The sequence below is a fragment of the Gelidimonas denitrificans genome (genome assembly GCF_055694065.1).
Genome location: NZ_CM146350.1, coordinates 2,579,597 through 2,598,855, shown reverse-complemented (window position 1 = coordinate 2,598,855; position 19,259 = coordinate 2,579,597). Strand labels below are relative to the sequence as shown.

17 protein-coding genes are annotated in these 19,259 nt (G+C 54.3%); 9 read left to right on the top strand and 8 right to left on the bottom strand.

All coding sequences use genetic code 11. The features are described from left to right. The first annotated feature begins 341 nt into the window (after window positions 1-341). On the top strand, window positions 342-938 hold the full coding sequence (locus FKCLFG_RS12080; RefSeq protein ID WP_472613334.1) for a DUF6088 family protein: 597 nt from the start codon (window positions 342-344) through the stop codon (window positions 936-938). Then, window positions 931-1,959 (top strand): nucleotidyl transferase AbiEii/AbiGii toxin family protein, encoded by a 1,029-nt coding sequence (locus FKCLFG_RS12075; protein WP_472613333.1) that lies wholly within the window; start codon window positions 931-933, stop codon window positions 1,957-1,959. The genes FKCLFG_RS12080 and FKCLFG_RS12075 overlap by 8 nt, the downstream gene beginning before the upstream one ends. A gap of 57 nt (window positions 1,960-2,016) precedes the next feature. Here FKCLFG_RS12075 and FKCLFG_RS12070 read toward each other — a convergent pair whose 3' ends face one another. The 5 genes from FKCLFG_RS12070 to tnpA all read right to left on the bottom strand — a co-directional run bounded on the left by FKCLFG_RS12070 (window position 2,017) and on the right by tnpA (window position 7,210). After that, window positions 2,017-3,210, bottom strand: a complete 1,194-nt coding sequence (locus FKCLFG_RS12070) for a tyrosine-type recombinase/integrase (protein WP_472613332.1) — start codon at window positions 3,208-3,210, stop codon at window positions 2,017-2,019. A 236-nt stretch (window positions 3,211-3,446) separates the two neighbouring features. Then, on the bottom strand, window positions 3,447-4,814 hold the full coding sequence (locus FKCLFG_RS12065) for a DNA cytosine methyltransferase (RefSeq protein ID WP_472613331.1): 1,368 nt from the start codon (window positions 4,812-4,814) through the stop codon (window positions 3,447-3,449). Window positions 4,815-5,061: 247 nt separating this feature from the next. Then, a complete protein-coding gene (locus FKCLFG_RS12060) occupies window positions 5,062-5,556 on the bottom strand; it encodes a hypothetical protein (RefSeq protein ID WP_472613330.1) in 495 nt (164 codons plus the stop codon). Beyond that, complete coding sequence (locus tag FKCLFG_RS12055) at window positions 5,549-6,166, bottom strand: hypothetical protein (RefSeq protein WP_472613329.1); 618 nt, start codon at window positions 6,164-6,166, stop codon at window positions 5,549-5,551. The genes FKCLFG_RS12060 and FKCLFG_RS12055 overlap by 8 nt, the downstream gene beginning before the upstream one ends. 612 nt (window positions 6,167-6,778) lie before the next feature. Then, window positions 6,779-7,210: an IS200/IS605 family transposase gene (gene tnpA, locus FKCLFG_RS12050; protein WP_472613328.1), complete on the bottom strand. Its 432-nt coding sequence runs from the start codon at window positions 7,208-7,210 to the stop codon at window positions 6,779-6,781. A gap of 602 nt (window positions 7,211-7,812) precedes the next feature. Between tnpA and FKCLFG_RS12045 the strand changes: the two genes are divergently transcribed. After that, a complete protein-coding gene (locus FKCLFG_RS12045; RefSeq protein ID WP_472613327.1) occupies window positions 7,813-8,742 on the top strand; it encodes a hypothetical protein in 930 nt (309 codons plus the stop codon). Window positions 8,743-8,899: 157 nt separating this feature from the next. Continuing rightward, on the top strand, window positions 8,900-9,304 hold the full coding sequence (locus tag FKCLFG_RS12040; protein WP_472613326.1) for a hypothetical protein: 405 nt from the start codon (window positions 8,900-8,902) through the stop codon (window positions 9,302-9,304). A 108-nt stretch (window positions 9,305-9,412) separates the two neighbouring features. Here FKCLFG_RS12040 and FKCLFG_RS12035 read toward each other — a convergent pair whose 3' ends face one another. Then, a complete protein-coding gene (locus tag FKCLFG_RS12035) occupies window positions 9,413-9,994 on the bottom strand; it encodes a hypothetical protein (protein WP_472613325.1) in 582 nt (193 codons plus the stop codon). A 326-nt stretch (window positions 9,995-10,320) separates the two neighbouring features. Here FKCLFG_RS12035 and FKCLFG_RS12030 point away from each other — a divergent pair, with 326 nt between their 5' ends. Continuing rightward, window positions 10,321-10,980 carry a hypothetical protein gene (locus tag FKCLFG_RS12030; RefSeq protein WP_472613324.1) on the top strand — a complete coding sequence of 220 codons (660 nt, stop codon included), beginning with the start codon at window positions 10,321-10,323 and terminating at the stop codon, window positions 10,978-10,980. A 2-nt stretch (window positions 10,981-10,982) separates the two neighbouring features. Continuing rightward, complete coding sequence (locus FKCLFG_RS12025) at window positions 10,983-12,416, top strand: replication endonuclease (RefSeq protein ID WP_472613323.1); 1,434 nt, start codon at window positions 10,983-10,985, stop codon at window positions 12,414-12,416. Window positions 12,417-12,757: 341 nt separating this feature from the next. Here FKCLFG_RS12025 and FKCLFG_RS12020 read toward each other — a convergent pair whose 3' ends face one another. Both FKCLFG_RS12020 and FKCLFG_RS12015 read right to left on the bottom strand, forming a co-directional pair. Further along, the gene (locus tag FKCLFG_RS12020) at window positions 12,758-14,923 is read right to left on the bottom strand and encodes a beta strand repeat-containing protein (RefSeq protein WP_472613322.1); all 2,166 of its coding nucleotides are present in this window, start codon (window positions 14,921-14,923) and stop codon (window positions 12,758-12,760) included. Between the two features lie 340 nt (window positions 14,924-15,263). Beyond that, entirely contained in the window at window positions 15,264-15,623 is a 360-nt protein-coding gene (locus FKCLFG_RS12015) for a helix-turn-helix transcriptional regulator (RefSeq protein WP_472613321.1), read from the bottom strand. Between the two features lie 85 nt (window positions 15,624-15,708). Here FKCLFG_RS12015 and FKCLFG_RS12010 point away from each other — a divergent pair, with 85 nt between their 5' ends. The 3 genes from FKCLFG_RS12010 (at window position 15,709) to FKCLFG_RS12000 (ending at window position 19,049) form a co-directional block, all read left to right on the top strand. Continuing rightward, window positions 15,709-16,920 carry a tyrosine-type recombinase/integrase gene (locus FKCLFG_RS12010; protein ID WP_472613320.1) on the top strand — a complete coding sequence of 404 codons (1,212 nt, stop codon included), beginning with the start codon at window positions 15,709-15,711 and terminating at the stop codon, window positions 16,918-16,920. Window positions 16,921-17,521: 601 nt separating this feature from the next. After that, a complete protein-coding gene (locus FKCLFG_RS12005; RefSeq protein ID WP_472613319.1) occupies window positions 17,522-18,283 on the top strand; it encodes a SapC family protein in 762 nt (253 codons plus the stop codon). Between the two features lie 52 nt (window positions 18,284-18,335). Further along, window positions 18,336-19,049 carry a Crp/Fnr family transcriptional regulator gene (locus tag FKCLFG_RS12000; RefSeq protein WP_472613318.1) on the top strand — a complete coding sequence of 238 codons (714 nt, stop codon included), beginning with the start codon at window positions 18,336-18,338 and terminating at the stop codon, window positions 19,047-19,049. The last annotated feature ends 210 nt before the right edge of the window (window positions 19,050-19,259 follow it).

Below are 19,259 nucleotides of genomic sequence, written 5' to 3'. Positions count from 1 at the left end.
CCAAGTTTTAGCAGTAGTTTCTGCAGCTGTGAATGTGTCGTTGCCAGCAGTGCCAGTGAATGTGTCCGCACCGATAGTGAGCGTCAAAAGTTGACGCAAATTAACTTATTGATTAAAAATGATTTTATTAAAATTTTTTCCTAAATATCAGCACATTCAAAAAGTATTTCGCTGAATGAGGACGCACAGTGCTATCGCCAAACCGACGTCAATGCTGGGTTTTGAGGGTTCGCTGATACATATCAGCAAATCAGCAAAGTATCCAAAATCAAAGTTTTTACCTTATAACCGCGAGCAATTTGTCAGAAACGCATATAGAATACTGACAAAAGGAGTACGCCATGAGCATTCTCGTCAACACCATCCTGCAGATTGCGCACGCCCAACCCGAGGGCGGTCTCATTTCGCCCAAGGACTTCCTTCACCTGGGAATGCGGGCCGCCATCGACCAGACTCTCGCTCGTCTGGCCAAGCAAGGCAAACTGCTACGCGTCAGCCGTGGAGCTTACTCCGCGCCTGTCACCGGTCGTTTTGGCGAACGCCCACCTGCTCCCGAAAAGGTTGTTGAGCGCTACGCTGAAAAGCATGGCGAGACCGTCGTGCCTCACGGCGCAGCCGCAGCCAATTGGTTCGGTCTTACTACGCAGGTTCCTGTCAAAGAGATATTCCTCACCTCTGGACCAACTCGCACACTGCACCTGGGTGCGCGTAGCATCGAACTCAAGCATGCGCCCCGCTGGCAGTTGGCGCTTGGCAAACGGCCTGCGGGAATGGCAGTGCGCGCCCTGTCGTGGCTGGGCCCGAAACATGCCCAACAAGCCTTGATGCAACTTCAAAAGAAGCTAGCCGGGGAAGAATGGGTGGCCTTGGCGGCCAGTCGTGCAATATTGCCGGCCTGGATGGCCAAAGCAGTGAGCGAGACATTGGCGCATGGCTGAACATTTTTTTGCTCTATCCACACTGGACAAACAGGAAGCCCTGGAGTTTGCAGCGGCCAGAACCGGACGTCCGGCCCACCTGCTGGAAAAGGACATTTGGGTCGTCACTGCCTTGTCGTTCCTGTTCGAATCGCCTTTTGCCTCTGACCTGACGTTTAAAGGAGGTACTTCCCTATCAAAAGCCTACCGCGTCATCGACCGATTTTCCGAAGATATCGACCTCACCTATGACATCCGCCACCTTATTGGTGATCTGATACATGACAGTCATGCCCTTCCGTCGTCCAAGAGCCAGGCGAAGAAGTGGACCGATACCGTCAAAGACCGCCTGCCTGGATGGATTGAAGCTGTTGTGCAGCCGATGCTGGCTGAGGCACTCGCGAAAGCGGGGCTGAAAGCCACGCTGGAAATAGGTGGACATGAACGCGAGAAATTATTTATCCATTACCGCCCGTTAAACCAGGGCAGCGGCTATGTCGCTCCAACAGTGCAATTAGAATTTGGTGCTCGCGCCACTGGCGAACCCCACGTCGCCATGCCTGTGACCTGCGATATGGCCGGCAACGTGCCGGAGGTCACATTTCCGACTGCCACGCCACTGGTGATGAAAATTGAACGCACTTTTTGGGAAAAAGCGACCGCAGCACACGTTTATTGCCTGCAAGGGCGGCTACGGGGCGAACGGTACGCCCGGCATTGGTATGACCTGGCGATGCTGGTAAAACATGGAAGCGCGGATAAGGCATTAGCTGCGATGGAAATTGCCAAAATGGTCGCTGAACATAAGAGCTTGTTTTTCGCAGAAAAAGCAGCTGATGGTGTCGCTATTGACTACAACGCAGCAATTTCGGGTGCCCTGCGGCTGGTTCCTACCGGCACAAGTCTTGACGCATTGGCGGCAGACTACGCTGCGATGGCGAACGATGGCATCCTGCTGGGCCATGCCCTAACTTTTGAAGACATCATCGCTACCTGTACAGCACTGGAAACACAAGCCAACCGGCCTCGACCCAAACAGTGAAAAGCAAAAAAGCCCCACCAAAGTGGGGCATGAAGTAAGACCGGAATCCCCTGGCGATCAGGCGAACAGCCCTGTCGCCTGAGCAGCCGCATTCGCATGAATGCGCTTGCGCGCTTCGGTCAGATGCAAATACACTGCCGTGGTCTTGAGTTGAGTATGCCCCAATGCCTGTTGTACATCGATAATATCCGAGCCGGAATCCAACATCATCGACGCATACGTATGACGCAAATCATGCATGCGCAAGCCACTCAAATTGGCCTTATTACGCGCAGTCACCCATGTGGCGCGGCAAGAGGTATACGGCTTGCAGGTCTTTGGATTAGGAAACACCCACGGCCCCTGAATCGTTTTTCGGCGCGTACACAAAACATTCAGAACGCCCGCCGACAGATGCAGCAAGAAGCCTTTTTTAGCTTTGTCCGCCTCCATTGGCACAGTCAGTGTGCCTCGTGCTTCATCGAGCCACGCCCATTGCATCGCTAGTACGTTTTCACGCCGCAGACCGGTGCCGCCCATCACGCGAACAATATCGAAAAGGCTTTTATTATCGGACTCTCCCGCCGCCTTGAGCAAAGCGGCCAGTTGACCCGAGCTCAGAAACCTGCCAATAACATTGCGTGATGTGGAAAGCTGAAGTGCATGAGTGGGATTTTCCGTCAGCGTGTTGCTTTTGTCCCGAATAGCAACGTTAAATATGTGACGGACCAGAATCAAAATCCGCTTCACGGTACCGTCGGAAAGACGCTTGTCAGCTTGCGTCTTCCAGCGGCCGCCGGCCACCATCGTATCGCGCAGTTGGGTATTGAATGCCACGATGTCTTGCCCCGTGACTTCGTCAAGCCGCATTTCACCAAAAACACCCTGAATGTGATTGCGATACAGGGATGAATGGGTGGTATACGACCGACTGGTATTCTTGACTATGGGCAGGAAGATATTGAAGAAGAAGTCGTTCATTGTCGTCGCTACTGTACGTCGGCCTTTAGGACTATCCTGCCCATCAATGCATGCCAATCGTGTCTTAGCCAGCGCCCGCGCAGCCTGGGCTGAAATAGCGCCAACTTTGGCCAACTTCTCTTGCCGCTGCTTGTTGACCCTGTCCCGATACACGATGATGTAGCTCATCGAGCCCTTGTCTGTCTTTTGAACCGCAAAACCGGTTTGTTCGCTGTCAAAAATGAGCATGTATTTTTTTCCGGTAGGAACGCAAACTTGATTCAGAGCCAACTCGGTGATATGCAATTTCATATGAATGTCCTAACCGCACAACTAGCCAAAGCGACTGACGGCCATTAGGTCATCGGGCTGAACCGTGCGACTACATTCAACTTGAAGCGTATAGGCATTGCTCTTAATTTTTTTAGCCTTTTTCAAACTATTTTCAATTTATTTTCATGTGCTGTTAAAAAAATGCGTGGCCGGCAGATCAGCATCCTTATTGCTTAATCGAACAGCCACGCAAAACGCTGAAAAGCGCTTCCCTTTTAGCGCGGCTCGCGCACCACGCTGTCGCTGCCTGCCACAGCATGCCGCTCATGCAGCGCCGCACCAATCAGCCCGACTATCCCGGTCACCAGCGCATTTCCCATCAGGAACGCACGCCGCGCGTCGGCCAATCCGCAACCGTCAGTAAATCCGCGCGGGAATCCGTTCAGCGCTTCCAGTTCCTCCGGCACCAATCGGCGCAGACGGCCCTGCGCATCGCGAATGACGTGTTTAGTGCGTGATGCCGCAGCGCCCCCTTCGCTCGTGATGATTGTTCTTGACGGCTTGTTCAGCGCGTCCGGAAACGCTAAAGCCCCTTCCGCAAACGTGTATTCGAAACCGGCTGCATTAACGCGCTCAATGGCCTTGGCACCTTTTAGATATTGCCAGCGCGACATGGTAGATTCATCAATATAGAACGCCGGCGGCACGCTGGTAGTGGCGCTGACCACATCGCCGAGCGTCATTGGCGCGCACTGGCCGACATACCGTGTGTAGTCGCTTATCGGGGCGGCTTGCACAGCGCCGGTCCAGACCTGGCCGTCGATACAAATACCGCCCGACTTGAAACGGGTCTTACCTTTGTCCGCCGTTACATAGCCAGCTTGCGCTGCCAGCACGTCGGCAGGCAGGTCAAAGTTGTTCATCGATGCACTCGGTTTCAGGTCGGCCGGCAGCGCCCGCGCCAGTGTACCCACATCGGTCAGCCAGGATCTGGCATGGGCAGAGTGCAGGTCCCGGTAGGCTTGCGTCGATGCGTGATACGCAACGATAAAAATACGCTTGCGACGTTGCGGAAAACCATAGTCGGCGCTGTTGACGACCCGCCATTCGACTGCATAGCCGAGGCTTTGCAGCGACGCCAGAATGATGGCGAAATCACGTCCGCGGCAAGATGTTGGGCTGTTGATAAGCCGGTCGACGTTTTCAAGCAAAACATATTGCAACGGCGTACCCGCAGTGACGCGCGCTTGTAGCATGCGATGAATCCCCCACCACAAAACCCCTTTTTTACCGTGAATACCCTCGGACTGATTGGATGGCCGTGCCACTGAGTAATCCTGGCACGGGAAGCCGCCGACCAGCATTTCAGGCTCCAGCGCATCGATGTCCGCCATTGCCTTTTCGTCGTCGAGCACCGCAAACAAGTCGCGATTGACAAAACCGGCGTCGCCCCAGCGTAATGTATGCACTTTCGCAGCATGCTGCTCTTTGCACCCCGGCTCATATTGATTGCTCCACACGACGTCAAAGCAAGGTCCGTCTTGCACGTCCTTTACCGCCTGCAGGCCTTTGTGAAATCCGCCGACGCCTGCAAAAAGTTCCATCACACGTAATGCACCTGTTTGCGTTGAAATTTTACCCATTTACCATCTCCGGTTGCCCCGGAAATGGCGAATGAGCGCTACTATATGCAGCTAATCAACTCACGCAGCAACATCGCCGGGTGAGATGTGTAAGAACAAGGTTTAGCCTTTTTGGAAAAATAAAAAAAATAAAAAAAATATGAAAAAACCGTAAAAAACGAACTAAATGCACGAAAATCCGCACCCAGCAGACGAAAAAAAACCGCGAACCGAAATCCGCGGTGAATAAATTACAAAAATAATTTCTTTAAATAATGAACATCCGGACCGGATTCGGCCCGTCAGTGACAAGATTGCGCAATACCTTTCTTGAAACGAGGTTCAGACCGGCCAACGTCGCCGCAAAAACAGTAACCACAGCTGGCTCCCGCTCGCACAACATCGCCAATTCCGGCAAACGCTCTTTGATGACGTCTCGCGCCGTTTCTATCCCGTCTGCAGTAAAGAAATCAGACAACAGAATTTCCCCCGCAGCGCAGCGCACGACGATGGCCGACTGTCCCAAATAGCGTGCCAGTGCCGCAATGACCTCTTCGTCTAGATTGGCAACGTCGCGTTGCCCCGCATACAGCGTATACAGATAGCCGTGCGACACGCCTAGCACCTGCGCCAGCGCAGGCAACGAATAGCCGTCGGCCTGCGCCCTTTGCGCCAGCCAAACCAATAGCATCTGTCTGCGCCCTTGTGCGTTTGCCAGCAGCAAAAGCCAGTCAATAACAGAAATCCCGCCGGCGCTACGCATCGAGTCCCTCGTTAGCGGCGATGAAGTCCGCGGTTGCTGCAGCGTCAAGGGCTGCGTCGAGGTCCTGCAGGGCTAGCGCTGCGTCCTGCAGCCCCTGGAACAACATCGGCAAGCGCCGTGGCGGAAACAGCTCCTGTTGCGTTGCGTCTTCGTGCAGCGCAATCAGCAAGCTCTTTACCGAGTCAGGCACGTCCCAAACCGCGGCGGGCATCAGACACCCCATAAGCGGGTCGGCAGCAATCCGTTCCAATCCTGTGTTCAGCTGCAGAGTCGGAGAGTGACCGGCTTCCGGCAGCAAAAAGTCTACTGTCTGGATGCGTCCTGCCGCGAGCATCACGGCCACCGGTGGCACCCTCAGATAGCTGGCGCACGAGCGTGAAAGCGACGCGGTAATCGTTTCCACAGAGCGCAAGCCGGAAGCGAGTTGTGCCAGATAACCGTACGTAATTCGTAACTGGCGCGCAAGCTCGATTTTGCTTTCTCCGCGCTCTGCAGCGGCTTTGTAGAGCCATTGAATCAGACGCGGAAGCTGACGAATCTCACTGGATACTGATGATGAAAATTGTGGCAGCGAGATGTTTTTGGCGGTTGCAATAATGGTCGTGTTCATGTGTGTCCTTTGGCCTGTTTGTTGGTTGAGGCAATGTCCTCACTGCGTATAGCAACCATGCACAAAAAATCTGTCGGCCAGATAAGCACGCGGTGTACACCTGGCGTGGCGAAAAAAAAACGGGTGCTGGACCAGCGGCGAAGGGCGTCCCGTGCGCCTGCACGCACTGACAAAAAAATTCACCCGCCGGTATCGCATCGACCCAGCCCTGCATCATGCGTACGCCAAGTCGAAAAGCGCGGGTTGTGCCGTGGCCGTGGTTGCTGTATGCGCCATATATGGCGGCACACGCGCCCTATCCGGCGTAGCACACGCCGTAGACGCAACAATCGGCGCCGCATAATTCACCTTGTGCGCCGTCTGCTGCACGTGGTGCGCCGTCGGCGGCGGTAGTACGTTGGATAGGGCTAGTTTCGTCCAGCGACGGCGACAGACGGCCGCATTGGGCAAAAACGCAGGCGCATTCCGCGTGGTTTTGATTGGAGGGGCGCTGCGGGTTCCCTGATTTTCGGCGGCCTCATCGTCGAAAATTAAGCTACCTCCGGCAAAGCCGGAGGTTTATTGCTGGGGCGCCTCAACGGCGCTGGTAACCCGTGATCCGCCTAAAGGCGGCTACAATCCCAATTTCATTTGATCGTAACGATCATCTTCTTTCTCCTGATTACGGATGTAGGCACGAACTATTTCTTCATCCAACCCTACTGTCGAGACAAAGTAGCCTCGCGCCCAAAATACCTCTCCAGTAAAATTTCTCTGCCGACCTCCAAAATGCCGTGCTATCGAAATCGCACTCTTCCCCTTGATAAAGCCAACCACGTTTGATATTGAATACTTTGGCGGCACGCTCAAACACATATGAACATGGTCATTCATGAGATGGCCTTCAACAACCTCGCACTGCCTTTGCTGCGCCAACTCCCGAAATATATCGCCAAGGTGCTTGCGTAATGCCCCATAAATCATTTTCTTGCGTCGCTTCGGGATAAACACGATGTGATATTTGCAATCCCATCTCGTATGACTCAAACTTTGGTACTCTTTCACTTTGAAACTCCTTCTTTTGGTAGAGATAGAAGTTTCAAACCGACCGACGTAAAGGTCAAACCTTGGTGAGTCCCCCGGCAAAGCCGGGGGTTTACCTTATTAAATTAGGGCAAAGCGCCTTGCCCTTGACCGCAGTGAGCGGGCTTTTTTCACGGGTTCCCTGATTTTCGACGGCTTCATCGTCGGAAATTAGGGCAGAAAAAAGCCCGTGATTGCTGGGGCGGCGGGAACCCTGAGTTTCCCGAGGAGACAGCCAGGGCCCCTGTTTTTCCGGCTTCATGGAAAAAATAGGGTAACGCTGACCCGCGGGCAAGGCGTCCCGGATTTATCGGGACGGCGCAGTCCAGGAGACAGGTTCCCCGCAAGGGGAAACGTTTTGGCACCTGGAGGAACTTGGGGTTCCCGCCGGCGCAGCCGGGCCCTTCGACGACGACGGGGTATACCCCGGCTAGATGCCTTAAAGTGGTTTGGCGTATACGCCGAACCTTGCCGTAAAAGCAGGTGGGCGTATACGCCCGCCGGTGCCTTTGGGTGTTTTTCGTGAAGCGGATAGCTAGACGTGTTTTGCGCTCAATTTTGAGCGCATTCACGAGAGTACCTTAATGGAAGCCAACAACAAAAAAACGCCAACTCTTCGCGTCTCCGGGACAAAAGCAAAAGCGGTATACATCATTGCCTGCCTCGCTCTACTTAACCGCTACAGGTGTCTGCGGCTATATGCGATATCGTTCGGTCTGTTCCCGGGACGAGCACAGACTGCCGCACTTGCAGCTACACATCGCGTTGTCAACAATGCTTCAGCTCTTGGGCTCATTAAATATCTCGATTGGCGCGACGAGGGACGGTACTATGCGCTCACAACAAAAGGCGCAGCATATTTGAACGATGTGGATAAAAGCTATAGGGCGGGCTCGACGCTCGCAGCTCTGCACGACGCGAACAAAATACACCGGAATTGGGGAATATTGATTGCGATTGCAGCGCGCTCAAAAAAGATGATGGGATTCACTGAATCGAATCTACCCTCAGCCATGTTCCACGAGATAAAAAACTATTTCGGAAAAATCCCGGACGCTATCACGCTCACCGGTACGACAGCGGTATGGCACGAGATTGAGACGTCGCGTCGCTCGACCACACGCAAAAAATCAGCGCCGGGTGAGCCGTCCGGCGCAGAGCGCCTGCGCGGACTTGTGCGCGTGCTGCGCGAAAAACATCACCTCGTACACGACGGGAAAGAGTTTGTTGTCGCACTGTCTATGCACTGCAGCGATGCGAAAATCGCGCGCTCTGTCCGTAAGACCATCGAACAGGCGCTGGCAGCTAAAAGTTACAAATACCCTACATTCAAAAAAACGCAACACGGCTACTCGGTCCAATTCGAACACGGTGGACTCGACGTACTGAAAATCATCATCACGACGTTGCCAGATACCCCGGAAGAGACTTGGTCTGGGGTGTTTCCATTTACGTGGTGCAAAGTCGAACCGCAAAGTCCCGTTGAGAGTCAAGTCCAGGACCCCTCCGACTAACTTTTGTTAACAGCATCCATAGTAGTGGGTTTTGTGAGCCGCTGAAGATTGAACGAGTGGCATTTCCTTGTGCCTGACATGCATCCCTCGTATGCGAATAACCACTGTGCCTATAAGACTTGGCGAATGTCCGCCTACGGCCTTTAAGGAGCAGCACATGCAAATCCGCACCCGAAAAACCACTATTTCACTCATTCGCACTACCTACGACCCGCTCACAAAACGCGGCCGCAGCGAACAGCTCGGCACGTTGTCGAAAGATGCCACTGCGGCGTCGGAGGATTTGGTGGCTCGACTGACCGAGCCGGAACGGCGCCAATTGGCCAACTGGCTGACCTATCAGCAAACCGTGCGCAGCATAGAAAACCAGCGCAACACGGGGCTGAACCTGCCGGTGCTTTTGCAAGAAGCAGCAGCCTGGTACCGCCGGCAACCGAAAGACAAGAACCTGCCGGCGCTGGCGGCGGCGTCCCGGGATGAATGGAGCACGTTACTGGCGGCGATGTCCGCTGCTGGCGTCGGACGGACCCGTATCCGGGCCCCGCAGGCGGAGAAGAAGTAAAAAAAGATCCGCCAATTTGGCGGGTCGTGAAAAGAACACAATCAATGTAAATTGAATCAAATCAAATACTCTGGCTTGTTGCGCAATGCACAGCGCACAAGCCCTTTTTTATTCGGGCGAGACGACAATCACTTGTACGTCTTGGACCACAACGCCCTGTAGTGCGCTTGCCATCGTCGAGGCCTTGGAAACTGCAGCCACCGCCAGCGCGAAATCGCTTATCAACGCATCGCCCATCAGCGCTCGACATTGTTTGGCAACGTCGAGCAACGGTGCGATAAGGGCCGGTGCGGCACCAAATGTGCGCACTATCGCTTTGCTGCTGCTGTTACGCGCAATCGACAAATGGACTCCGCTCAAACTCGCATCTTTCAAAAACCAGGCGACTTTCTCGCTCCCCATCGGCAGCAGAAAACGCACCTGGGTGCGGTCGATTTGCAGCGCAAAACATACGTATCCCGTATGAACCGGCGTCGTGAATGCAGTAATTCGAAATCCCACTGCACCTGGCCGTTCCATTAGCGCATCCCAAAAGGCTTCGGAGACGTCGCCGCACAAGAACCAGTCGAATTTGATGTCGCGCGGGAGGTCGGAACGGCTTAATGTCGCCGCGTAAACTTCCAAAGGGGACATCAGACGCCCCAGAAACCTGGATTGTTCTGCTTTTTGGTTTTGCTCTGCTGTTTGCATATGACCTCTGTAGTGGACCCTCCGAAATGGGGCCTCGTGTCGTATAGCGAATGGCAAGAACGGCATATTGGAATGGTGTAAAAAAACCGGTGCCGCGCGACCTGGCGCGCTTTTTATTGAAATTCCCATGAAAAACGCTCCCGCACAGTGTGCGAGAGCGCCTTATTCCTCCCCCGACGAGACGAATGACACGAGTGTCACTGTGTATAGCAACAATTTTTATACAACCTACGCTTTTGAGCATCGACCAGAAATATTTTTTTTAGGACGACGCATATTTAAAAATAGGTAGCTACACGTTGCATCCCCCCGAATGGATGCACGTGATGAACGAATGTAATGTCCTGCCAAGCGCGTCTGCGCACCCCTTGCCGCCCGATGCCGCTGCGTCAGCGCTTGCACCAAATGCACCGTTCTGGACCCAGCCGCTGCCGCCGGTAACGAACACCTGCTCCTTATCCTCGCCTCCTAAAAAACTCCGGCCCTCCCGACAGGGCGTCGAAGCACTACTGAGCCTGGCGCTCACGGAAGAAACCACTCGCTTATTGGGTCTGGCGTATTCGCCGCTGTTTCCCGAAGATGCCCCGTTTAGCGCAATCGCCGATATCCCGGTAGAGAAGCAGCTGCGCGACGGCCATATCCTCAACGCGATTGCGCGCGGTCTGGCCCGGCACAAAGCTGACTTAATTGCGGCTGCAGGCGAAATAGCGAGCTATATCGATTACACCGAAGACGACGTGCGCGCATTGGCCCTGAAATTGGCAAAACAAGACCTGCCGCCGCTGGTGAAGCTGCGCGCTGCACAAAAGCTGTTGGGAATTGTGATACCAGGCCAGAACCTGAGTACCCAGTTGGCCAGACTGGCCGATGCCCGTTACTGGAGACGCGCTCTACGGGTGCGCATCCTGCGCGCCCGTGAACACTTTTTTTACGCCTGCATCTCATCGGTCGCGGACGGGAAACCTATGCGTCAGACGCGACCGTGACCATGCGCGCAGCGCAACTGCGGCGTCAGGCAGACTGGATGAAGAACACGGTGCTCATTCCGCGATATCCGATTCCAGTAGCCGAGGGCGACAAGCCGTATGAGCCGCTGACGCTGGAACGGGTCGCGCCAGGGCCAAAAGAACGGTTTGCAAAATTGTATGCGTTCGTCAAAGCAATGGACACCTTGAGCCTGGATTCGGGCCTGGCTGCAGCGATGGTGACGCTGACCCTGGAGCCGAAATGGCACCCGAACCCATCGCACGGAGAAAACAGCTGGAATGGTGCGTCACCGCGCGAAGCGCATCAATCGCTGTGCCATCGCTGGCAGGGGGTTCTGCGGGATCTGCACCGGGTTGGCATCCGCTTATCGGGGCTGCGGGTGGCAGAACCCCATCAGGATGCCTGTCCGCACTGGCATATTTGGTTGCTGTATCGCCCTGAGCATGAAACCAGAATCCTAGCCGCCATCATGAAGTACTTTCCCAAAAAACTTAAAGTAAAGGCGCCGTCGTACAAAAATGAAAAAAATACCGCTGGCGACGTAGTGTTCGACAGCCGTGCGGATTTGCTCGAGGATATCTCCCGCCCAGTCACGCATGCGAAGGAAGGTGCGCAAGTGGAATTGTCGCGTATCAACCGCGACATCTCCAGCGGCGCCTCTTATGCGATGAAATATTTATTGAAAACCGTCGATGCCGGCGACGAGCTGAACAAGCAAGCGGGACTGTTCGTCGACAATGACGCAGCTACGCAAAAGAAGAAAGAAAAGCATCAGCAATCGGTAAAACGGGTGGATGCGTATCGCAGTCTATGGGGCATCAACCAAGGACAATTGTTCGGTGTCGCAAAATGCCTGACTGCCTGGGACGAGCTGCGCCGTCTGACCACCGCGCCGGTGCACAGGGAGCTGAAGAAATTGTGGGTGCTGGCGCGTGGTGGCGAAAAAGCTGGACGGATTGAAGCCGGCGCCGGTCAGCGCGGCGATGCGACGCGCTTTCTGAAAGCGCTGGGAGGCTTGGATGCCTGTCGCCATGGCAAGACTAAAACTGCCCGGCGCTTTGTGTTGGGCCGGTTGCTGGAACAAGCGTTGAACAGTTATGGCGAGACCATCACGCGCACCAAAGGAATTACCCTGCTGATGAAACGCAAAAGCAAAATGCCGGGGACAAAGGTCAACCGCAGAACCGGAGAAGTCAAAACCGCACTGTTGTGGCGTACCGCCACCACCGTGGTGGCGTCGGTGCGCACGCGTCTAACGGAGTGGATGGTGATACCGGTAAAACTGGCACAGCAGATGCTGGACCGGCCGCAAATGTTGGAGCAGCATGCACTGGAAACGGTGGATATCAAACGGCGCTATCGGGAAGAAAAAGCCATTCTGGAAGCGGAACGACTGGCACAAGCGGCCAGGGTCGGCGCAGCACTCCCCGCCTAGCTTCAAACAGGAACAAAACTTCACACGCCGGCATACCGGCTGTTTCCGCGCGTCCGTCGTAGTTGAAACACCAAAAAAGTCGCAGGAACGGCGCAAAAACACACGCACTCGGTCTCAAAAACACCCGCAAAAGCCAAAAAAACACCGAAATGCAAAAAAACCGGGCTTGATGTCGCGGAAAACTTTACTTAGTTATCCAAGAACGACAAAAGAAAAACCCCGACTCCTTGCGAGAGACGGGGTTCTTTGACTTAATGCACCCTCGATGGTCTGAGGGCTAGGGGACTTGGCCGATTAAACGTGGTCTGTCCCCTATTATTCGCTATTGTTCCGCGGGGAGATTAAACGATCAAGAACGCTGCTGCAGTCAATGTCGTTACACCAGTCAAGTGGATGTACAGATCAGTAGTACCGTTACCATCAATATCAACATACAGGTCACCTGTAGTTGAGTTCAATGCAGCGTGTACTGATTGATTTGCAGCTAAACCTTCTGTTGCGGACTGTGTCTGCAAGAACGTAGTTGCATCAGCAGCATTAGTGTAAACACCAACAGTGATGATTTGCGCAGTAGCGCCAACAGTCGCGTTGTGCAACTGGATTACATCGCCAGTCAAGCTAGTAGCAGCAACACCATTTGCACCAGCAGAAGTAACTGCACCATTCGCACCAGCGCCGAAGGTATTAGCTACGAAGTCAGTGATGGTATCTGCTTTACCAGTAGCAATAGTGGATTCGCCAGTAGAGATAATGAATTTATCGTTGCCGCCGTTACCAGTCAATGTATCGCCACCAAGACCACCGGTGATTGTGTCAGCCTTGGCACCGCCAACGATGGTGTCAGAATTACCTGAGCCTGTCAGGGTGTTAGCTGCAGTAGCCGAACCCTTGATAGTCATTGCTGCAGAAGAGGTTGCAGTCGATACGTCAGCTGCAGCGCCGCTGAAAGTCAGACCGCCAGTGTTAGCCGAAGCGTCGATGGTAGCTAGCTTGGTCATCGTTGAAGCAGAAGTGAACGAGAAGCCTTGGTCACCGTTCACAGTCAGCGATACCAAAGCGGCATCTGTCAACGCCAAGGTATTGACAACACCGTCAGCCAAGTTGCCAGCAGCGCCAAGGAACGGATTTGCAGTAGAGGCTGCGGCCGTTGCGCCAGAAACAGCAGTACCGGCGCTAGTTACGATCAGATTTTCGATCTTGGATGCATCGACAGTTTCAGTCACAGCAGCTTTGGTCGAAGTAGCGTCGTTGTTTTCAATATAGTTGGCATTCAACTTGAGGTTTAATGTGTCGCTCAATGTATCGGCCTTGAAAACAGTGGTCAGCTTGCCTGCTGCTGCAGTTGCTGCGGCGGTGTAAGCAGTTGCGCCCAGATCGCCAGCCAGTGTTACGGACGCGTTTGCAGCCAAACCAGTTACGTTTGCGTTTTTGGTGTTATCACCAAGTACGCCAGCACCAGCGACAAAGCTGCCGATTCCAGCGATTGCTGAAACGTCAAAGCTGGAAGCGTCTGCCAGAGCATCAGTAATCTTCAACACTTCGAAGTTCGTGACCTTAGCCAGTTGTGCAGCGGTAAACGCTGAACCGCCGGTCAACATGCCGTTGTAAATAGCAGCAGTAGAAGCCAAAGTATCGGTACCGTCGCCACCATTCAAAGTAACACCTGCAACCGGAGCAGCGCCCAATGCCAGCGTGTCGTCGCCAGTGCCCAAGTTAATGCTTGCAGCAGCAGCAGCGCCGCTTGTCAGCGTGACTTTGTCGTTGCCTGCGCCTGTCGAAACAGTAGTCAGGTTCGCACCAGTGAGGGTCAGGGTGTCCGCACCTGCGCCAGTAGTTACAGCCAGAGTAGTAGCAGTGTTACCAGTAGCGTCAAGTTTTACGCCGCCATCGCCAACGGTTACCGTTTTAACCGCAGTCAGAGCAGCGCCAGAGACGTCTACCGAACCCGTTCCTGTAACAGTCAGCGAAGTCGCAGTTGTAGCGCCATCGGCCAATTTAACAATGTTTGCACCGGTAGCAGCGATGCTAACGGCAGTAGCAACGGAACCGCCTGTAGTGTCTTTAACTTCGACGTTAGACGCGTTAGCGGTGATGTTCAGTGTCGTTGCCTTGGAAGCAGCAGCGACGCCCAAATCAACAACAACCTGCTTTGCGACAGCCGGGTTAACAGAGACAACACCAACGGTATCAACAGTCAGGCCGAGGGTCGTAGCGGTTGACTTGTTGAAGGAAACAGCCGTATTTTGGTTCTTGACCGCCAGCGTAGCCACTGCGCCGACGTTGTTGACCGTTCCAGCGGCAGCAGTCGAATCAATGGTGCTGTTTGCAATGGTCACAGAAGTAACGCCAGTTGCGTTCAGCAGGTCCAGTGCAGAGGCCGCTGCAGTAACACGCAGATTCACGTTTTCAATGCTTGTCATTGTCGGAGCAGCAACAACACCACTGTTGAGCGTGACATTCAGTGTGTCCGTACCAGCACCGCCGTTCAGGAAGTCGATATTTTGCAATGTGTCCGACAGTACAACAGCACCGGTTGTTCCGTTAATGCTCGAAACAACGCCGGCGTTGAAGATGTCGTTTCCATTGCCGCCAGTGAAAGTCGCACCAGAATCCAGATTAGTAGTGAGCGACCTAGTTCACCGCTAGACTAAGTCTCTGATTGCAAACGAATTTATTACTACTATTAGTCTAGTTAATTCAAAAACCTACGAACCACCTATTTCGGAGTGATTGTCGCGATCGCATACTTTTCATGCTCAGCGAACGATTTCCTTTGAAGTCAATGACTTAACAAAAACTTGATTGTTTGAGCAACCTACGAGTTTTCTTAACCCACTTTCCGAGTTTCTACGTTTTCTTTTTTGAGTGCACTACACGGCCGGTCGGCAAGGTATCGACCATGACACTTGTCTTCCGGTCACTCCTTCGCATTGCCTCGTTCTTGAGTCTGTTCTGCGCCTCCATGAGTCCTGCGATTTCAACTGTGAATGCAACCTTGTCAGAGTCAAGCAAATCAATGACCACCCCCGCATCACGAAATAGTCGTAAGGCGCGGTTCAGGAAGTCGGCCTTGGCCGTCATCTCTACTGTCTCGATGCGCGCGATAGTCGATTTAGCAACTTCCATCTTGTCGGCAAACTCTTGCTGACCCCAGCCAAGCGCTATGCGCGCTGAACGCAACGCGACCGCAATTTTTACGTTTTCCAAGGCTTTTTCCATTGCGTTAAAATAGCGAATACGCTACTATTAGTCCTATAAAGTTGCGCTGAAGGCATACCCGAAAGGACACTCCATGGCACGCATTTTACTTACCACTCAGATTATTAAAACCGCTGTTTGTCCTGGAGGTAAAAAAAAAGTCGACCTCTTTGATACGGACTGCAAGGGCCTAATGCTTGAAGTTCGCATGTCCGGCGGCAAGACATTTTACCTGCGCTATCAAGATGAACGCGGCAAAACCCGCCAGTTCCGCCTGGCGGACGCAGCAGACATAACGCTCACGCAAGCAAGAGCGCTGGCAGACAAGCGGCGCAATCAAATCGCGATGGGCGAAGACCCCAGCGAGCGCAAGGCGCTACTGAAGCAGGTTCCGACGCTGTCGGCCTTCATCCGTGAGCGATATTTGCCCTTCGTCAAAAGCTACAAGCGCAGCTGGATCACTGACGAAAGTCTGTTGCGCAATCACATTGAGCCGCAGTGGGGCAAGCGCTATATCGACGAAATCACGAAGCAGGATATTGTTGCACTGATCACCAGGCACCGCGAAACCCATGCGCCCGGTTCGTGCAATCGGCTGCTGATCCTGCTGCGCTACCTGTTCAACCTGGCGCTGCGATGGGAGGTCGCCGGCGTCAAGAGCAACCCGACTGCAGGCTTTGCGCTAATGGAAGAGAACAACAAGTGCGAGCGCTACTTGTCGAAAGAGGAGGCGGCGGCGCTGTATAAAGCTCTTGGACAATCCGAGAACCACATGCTGCAATACATCATTGCGATGCTGATCCTGACCGGGGCCCGCAAGCGCGAAATGCTGGATGCGAAGTGGTCTGATTTTGACATTGAGCGCCGTGCATGGCGCATCCCAATCAGCAAATCGGGCAAGGTGCGCTACGTGCCGCTATCCGATGGCGCGGTGGCGCTGCTGAACCTGGTGCCGCGCCTGCCGAAGTGTCCGTGGGCGTTTGCCAATCCCGATACCGGCAAGCCGTTCGTCAGCATCTTTGCATCGTGGAATACGGCGAGGACGCTGGCCGGATTGGCCGACGTGCGCATTCATGATTTGAGGCACAGCTTCGCCAGTTTTCTGGTCAACGCAGGGCGGTCGCTGTATGAGGTGCAAAAGATTCTTGGGCACACGCAGATCAAGACCACGCAACGCTATGCGCACCTGAGCCCTGATTCGCTGGTCTCGGCTGCCAATGAAGCCGCAAAGTGCCTCCCGGTCCCGATGGTGTTGGCAGTCAAGGCCGACAGGGATTCGTCACGCGTTTTGACACCGGGCCCGTAGCTTGGCTGAGCCTGCTAAGCCCAACCCCAACCCCAACCCCAACCCGCTGTGGCAGCAAACGGATCGTAGTAATATATTGATACATGGCCTTGTATCAATTTTTTACACATACTAAATATGCGATAAAGGTAGTTTTTTTAGGCATACTCCTTAGTTAGCCTGTCGCCAGGTAACTATTCAGCCCGCAGAGTGAAATGGTTTTTTCCTCCCCTTGAAGGCATAGGTATCTACACATCCAGTAGCCCACTGTTTTGCTCCTCTCTCCCGCTTGCGGGAGAGAGGCCGGGAGAGAGGGATTCAGCAAATATTCCGGCCGCGTTATATGGCAAGGCAAGGCAATCAAGGTTGAACCTTGCTTTGACCACCTTGCATATTGCGAGCGCCCTCTCCCCCAGCCCCTCTCCCGCAAGCGGGAGAGGGGAGCAATGGCGCGGACGCTGCAGGTGTCCATGTTGTCCAAGGTCGCGCCGGTGTTTTGTGTTCAGTGTTTGGTATTGTCAAGTAGCGCAATTGCACGTGCGGTGGCGCTCGTGCCACAATGCGCGCTTATCGTTTTGCAGGATGTCCTGCACGCTGGTTGAATGCTATTGGAGTTGCCGTCATGCCTTTGGAAGCACTTTCGAGTATCACACACCGCCACCTGCGCCATCAGAATCCGCCGCAGCCTTTTGCCTTTGCACGCCAGACTGCACTGGCGGCGCTGGTTGCTGCCGAGGTGACGGTAGCGCTGCGCTGGATGCCGGTGGTGTTCGGCCTGCATGAGGGCCGCGCTTCGCTGCTGGGCCTGATGGGGCTGTCGTCGGATGAAAACCTGTTCATCAATCAGCAGGGACAGTGGTGCGGCAGTTATATTCCGGCCGTGTTTCGGGCTGTACCGTTTGGTATGGCGGCGCTTTCGGAGAGCGGCGAGCAAACCGTCATCATTGATCCCGATGGCGGTTATTTTAGCCAGACATCGGGTACGCCACTGTTTGACGAGGCTGGTCAGACCACCGAATTTTTACGCAAGATACTCGGTTTTCTGAAGTCGGTGCATGACAATCAGGCGGCTACCGATCAGGCGTTGCAGGCCATCCTGGCGGCTGATCTGCTGGTGCCCTGGGACATGGTGCTGACCATGCCGGACGGCCAGCCGCGCACTCTGGCCGGGTTGTACCGGATTGATGCGGCCCGCTTCGATGCGCTGGACGCCGCAGCGGTGGCGGCGTTGCACCAGTCAGGCGCGCTGACGCTGATTTATGGCCATTTGTTTTCCCTGTCGAATGTGGCCGCGCTGGAGAAACTGGCGCGCGAGCGCGAACCGGCGCCGATTCTTTCGAATATCGAATTTAGTGTTTTTCAGGATGATTATCTGAAATTCTGAGCGTTCTTTTGACCAAGCCTGCTGCACCTTTGTATAGAGTGGTTACCGTTTCATGCCGATTCCATTAGAACTTGCCGCCAACATCCCCTTGCTCAAGGGGCTGGATGAAGACACGCTGACCAAGGTTGCCAGCATCATGGTTCTGCGCCTGTATCAGCCGCAGGATGTGGTGATTCGCAAGGGCAATGCGGCGGGAAACATGGGTTTTCTGCTGCGCGGCGCTTTGCAGGTGGTGGACTTGAGTGCGGACGGGCGCGAGAATGGCATTCACATCATTCATCCGGGGACGTATTTTGGCGAGCTGTCGGTGATTGACGGTTTGCCGCGTTCGGCGTCGGTGGTGGCGATCCAGGTTGCAGAGGTGGCTTTTTTGCCGCAAACGCAGGCGCGGGCTTTAATTTTCAACCGCCCGCTGGTGGCCGAACGCATGCTCACACACTTGGCTACGGCTTTGCGCGCATCGTCCCATCAGCGCACGCTGCTGAGTATCCCGAATGCCTTTCAGCGCGTGTTTGCGCAATTGCAGTTGCTCGTGCGCGAGACGCCCCAAGGCACGGTGATTGATTTGCCCAAACAGCAGGAGGTGGCGATCATGGTCAATACCAGCCGCGAGACAGTGTCGCGCGCGCTGCATACTCTGATTAAACTCAATGTGCTGGAAAAGAAGGGCGCCGTCCTGATTGTGCGGCAACCAACGCGGCTCAAGAATGCGGCCGAGGCGGGGCTGGATGAATTATCGCCGCCGGGCGAAAAAAACGGCGCCTGATCCTGACCTTCTCTGGCTGGCGCAGGGCGGTGACAACTGCCGCCAATATCAGTGAGTTAAGCGTGCAGCTGACATCCTGAATTGCATTCAGCCGGAGAGCAAATCAGGCCGCCCGCCTGACTTCGCCGGCCCTTGACGCATCAATACAATCCCGTAAACGCGCGCCGCCGCACAGCCATGCGCTGTGCTGTGAATATTGCTGACCTGCGT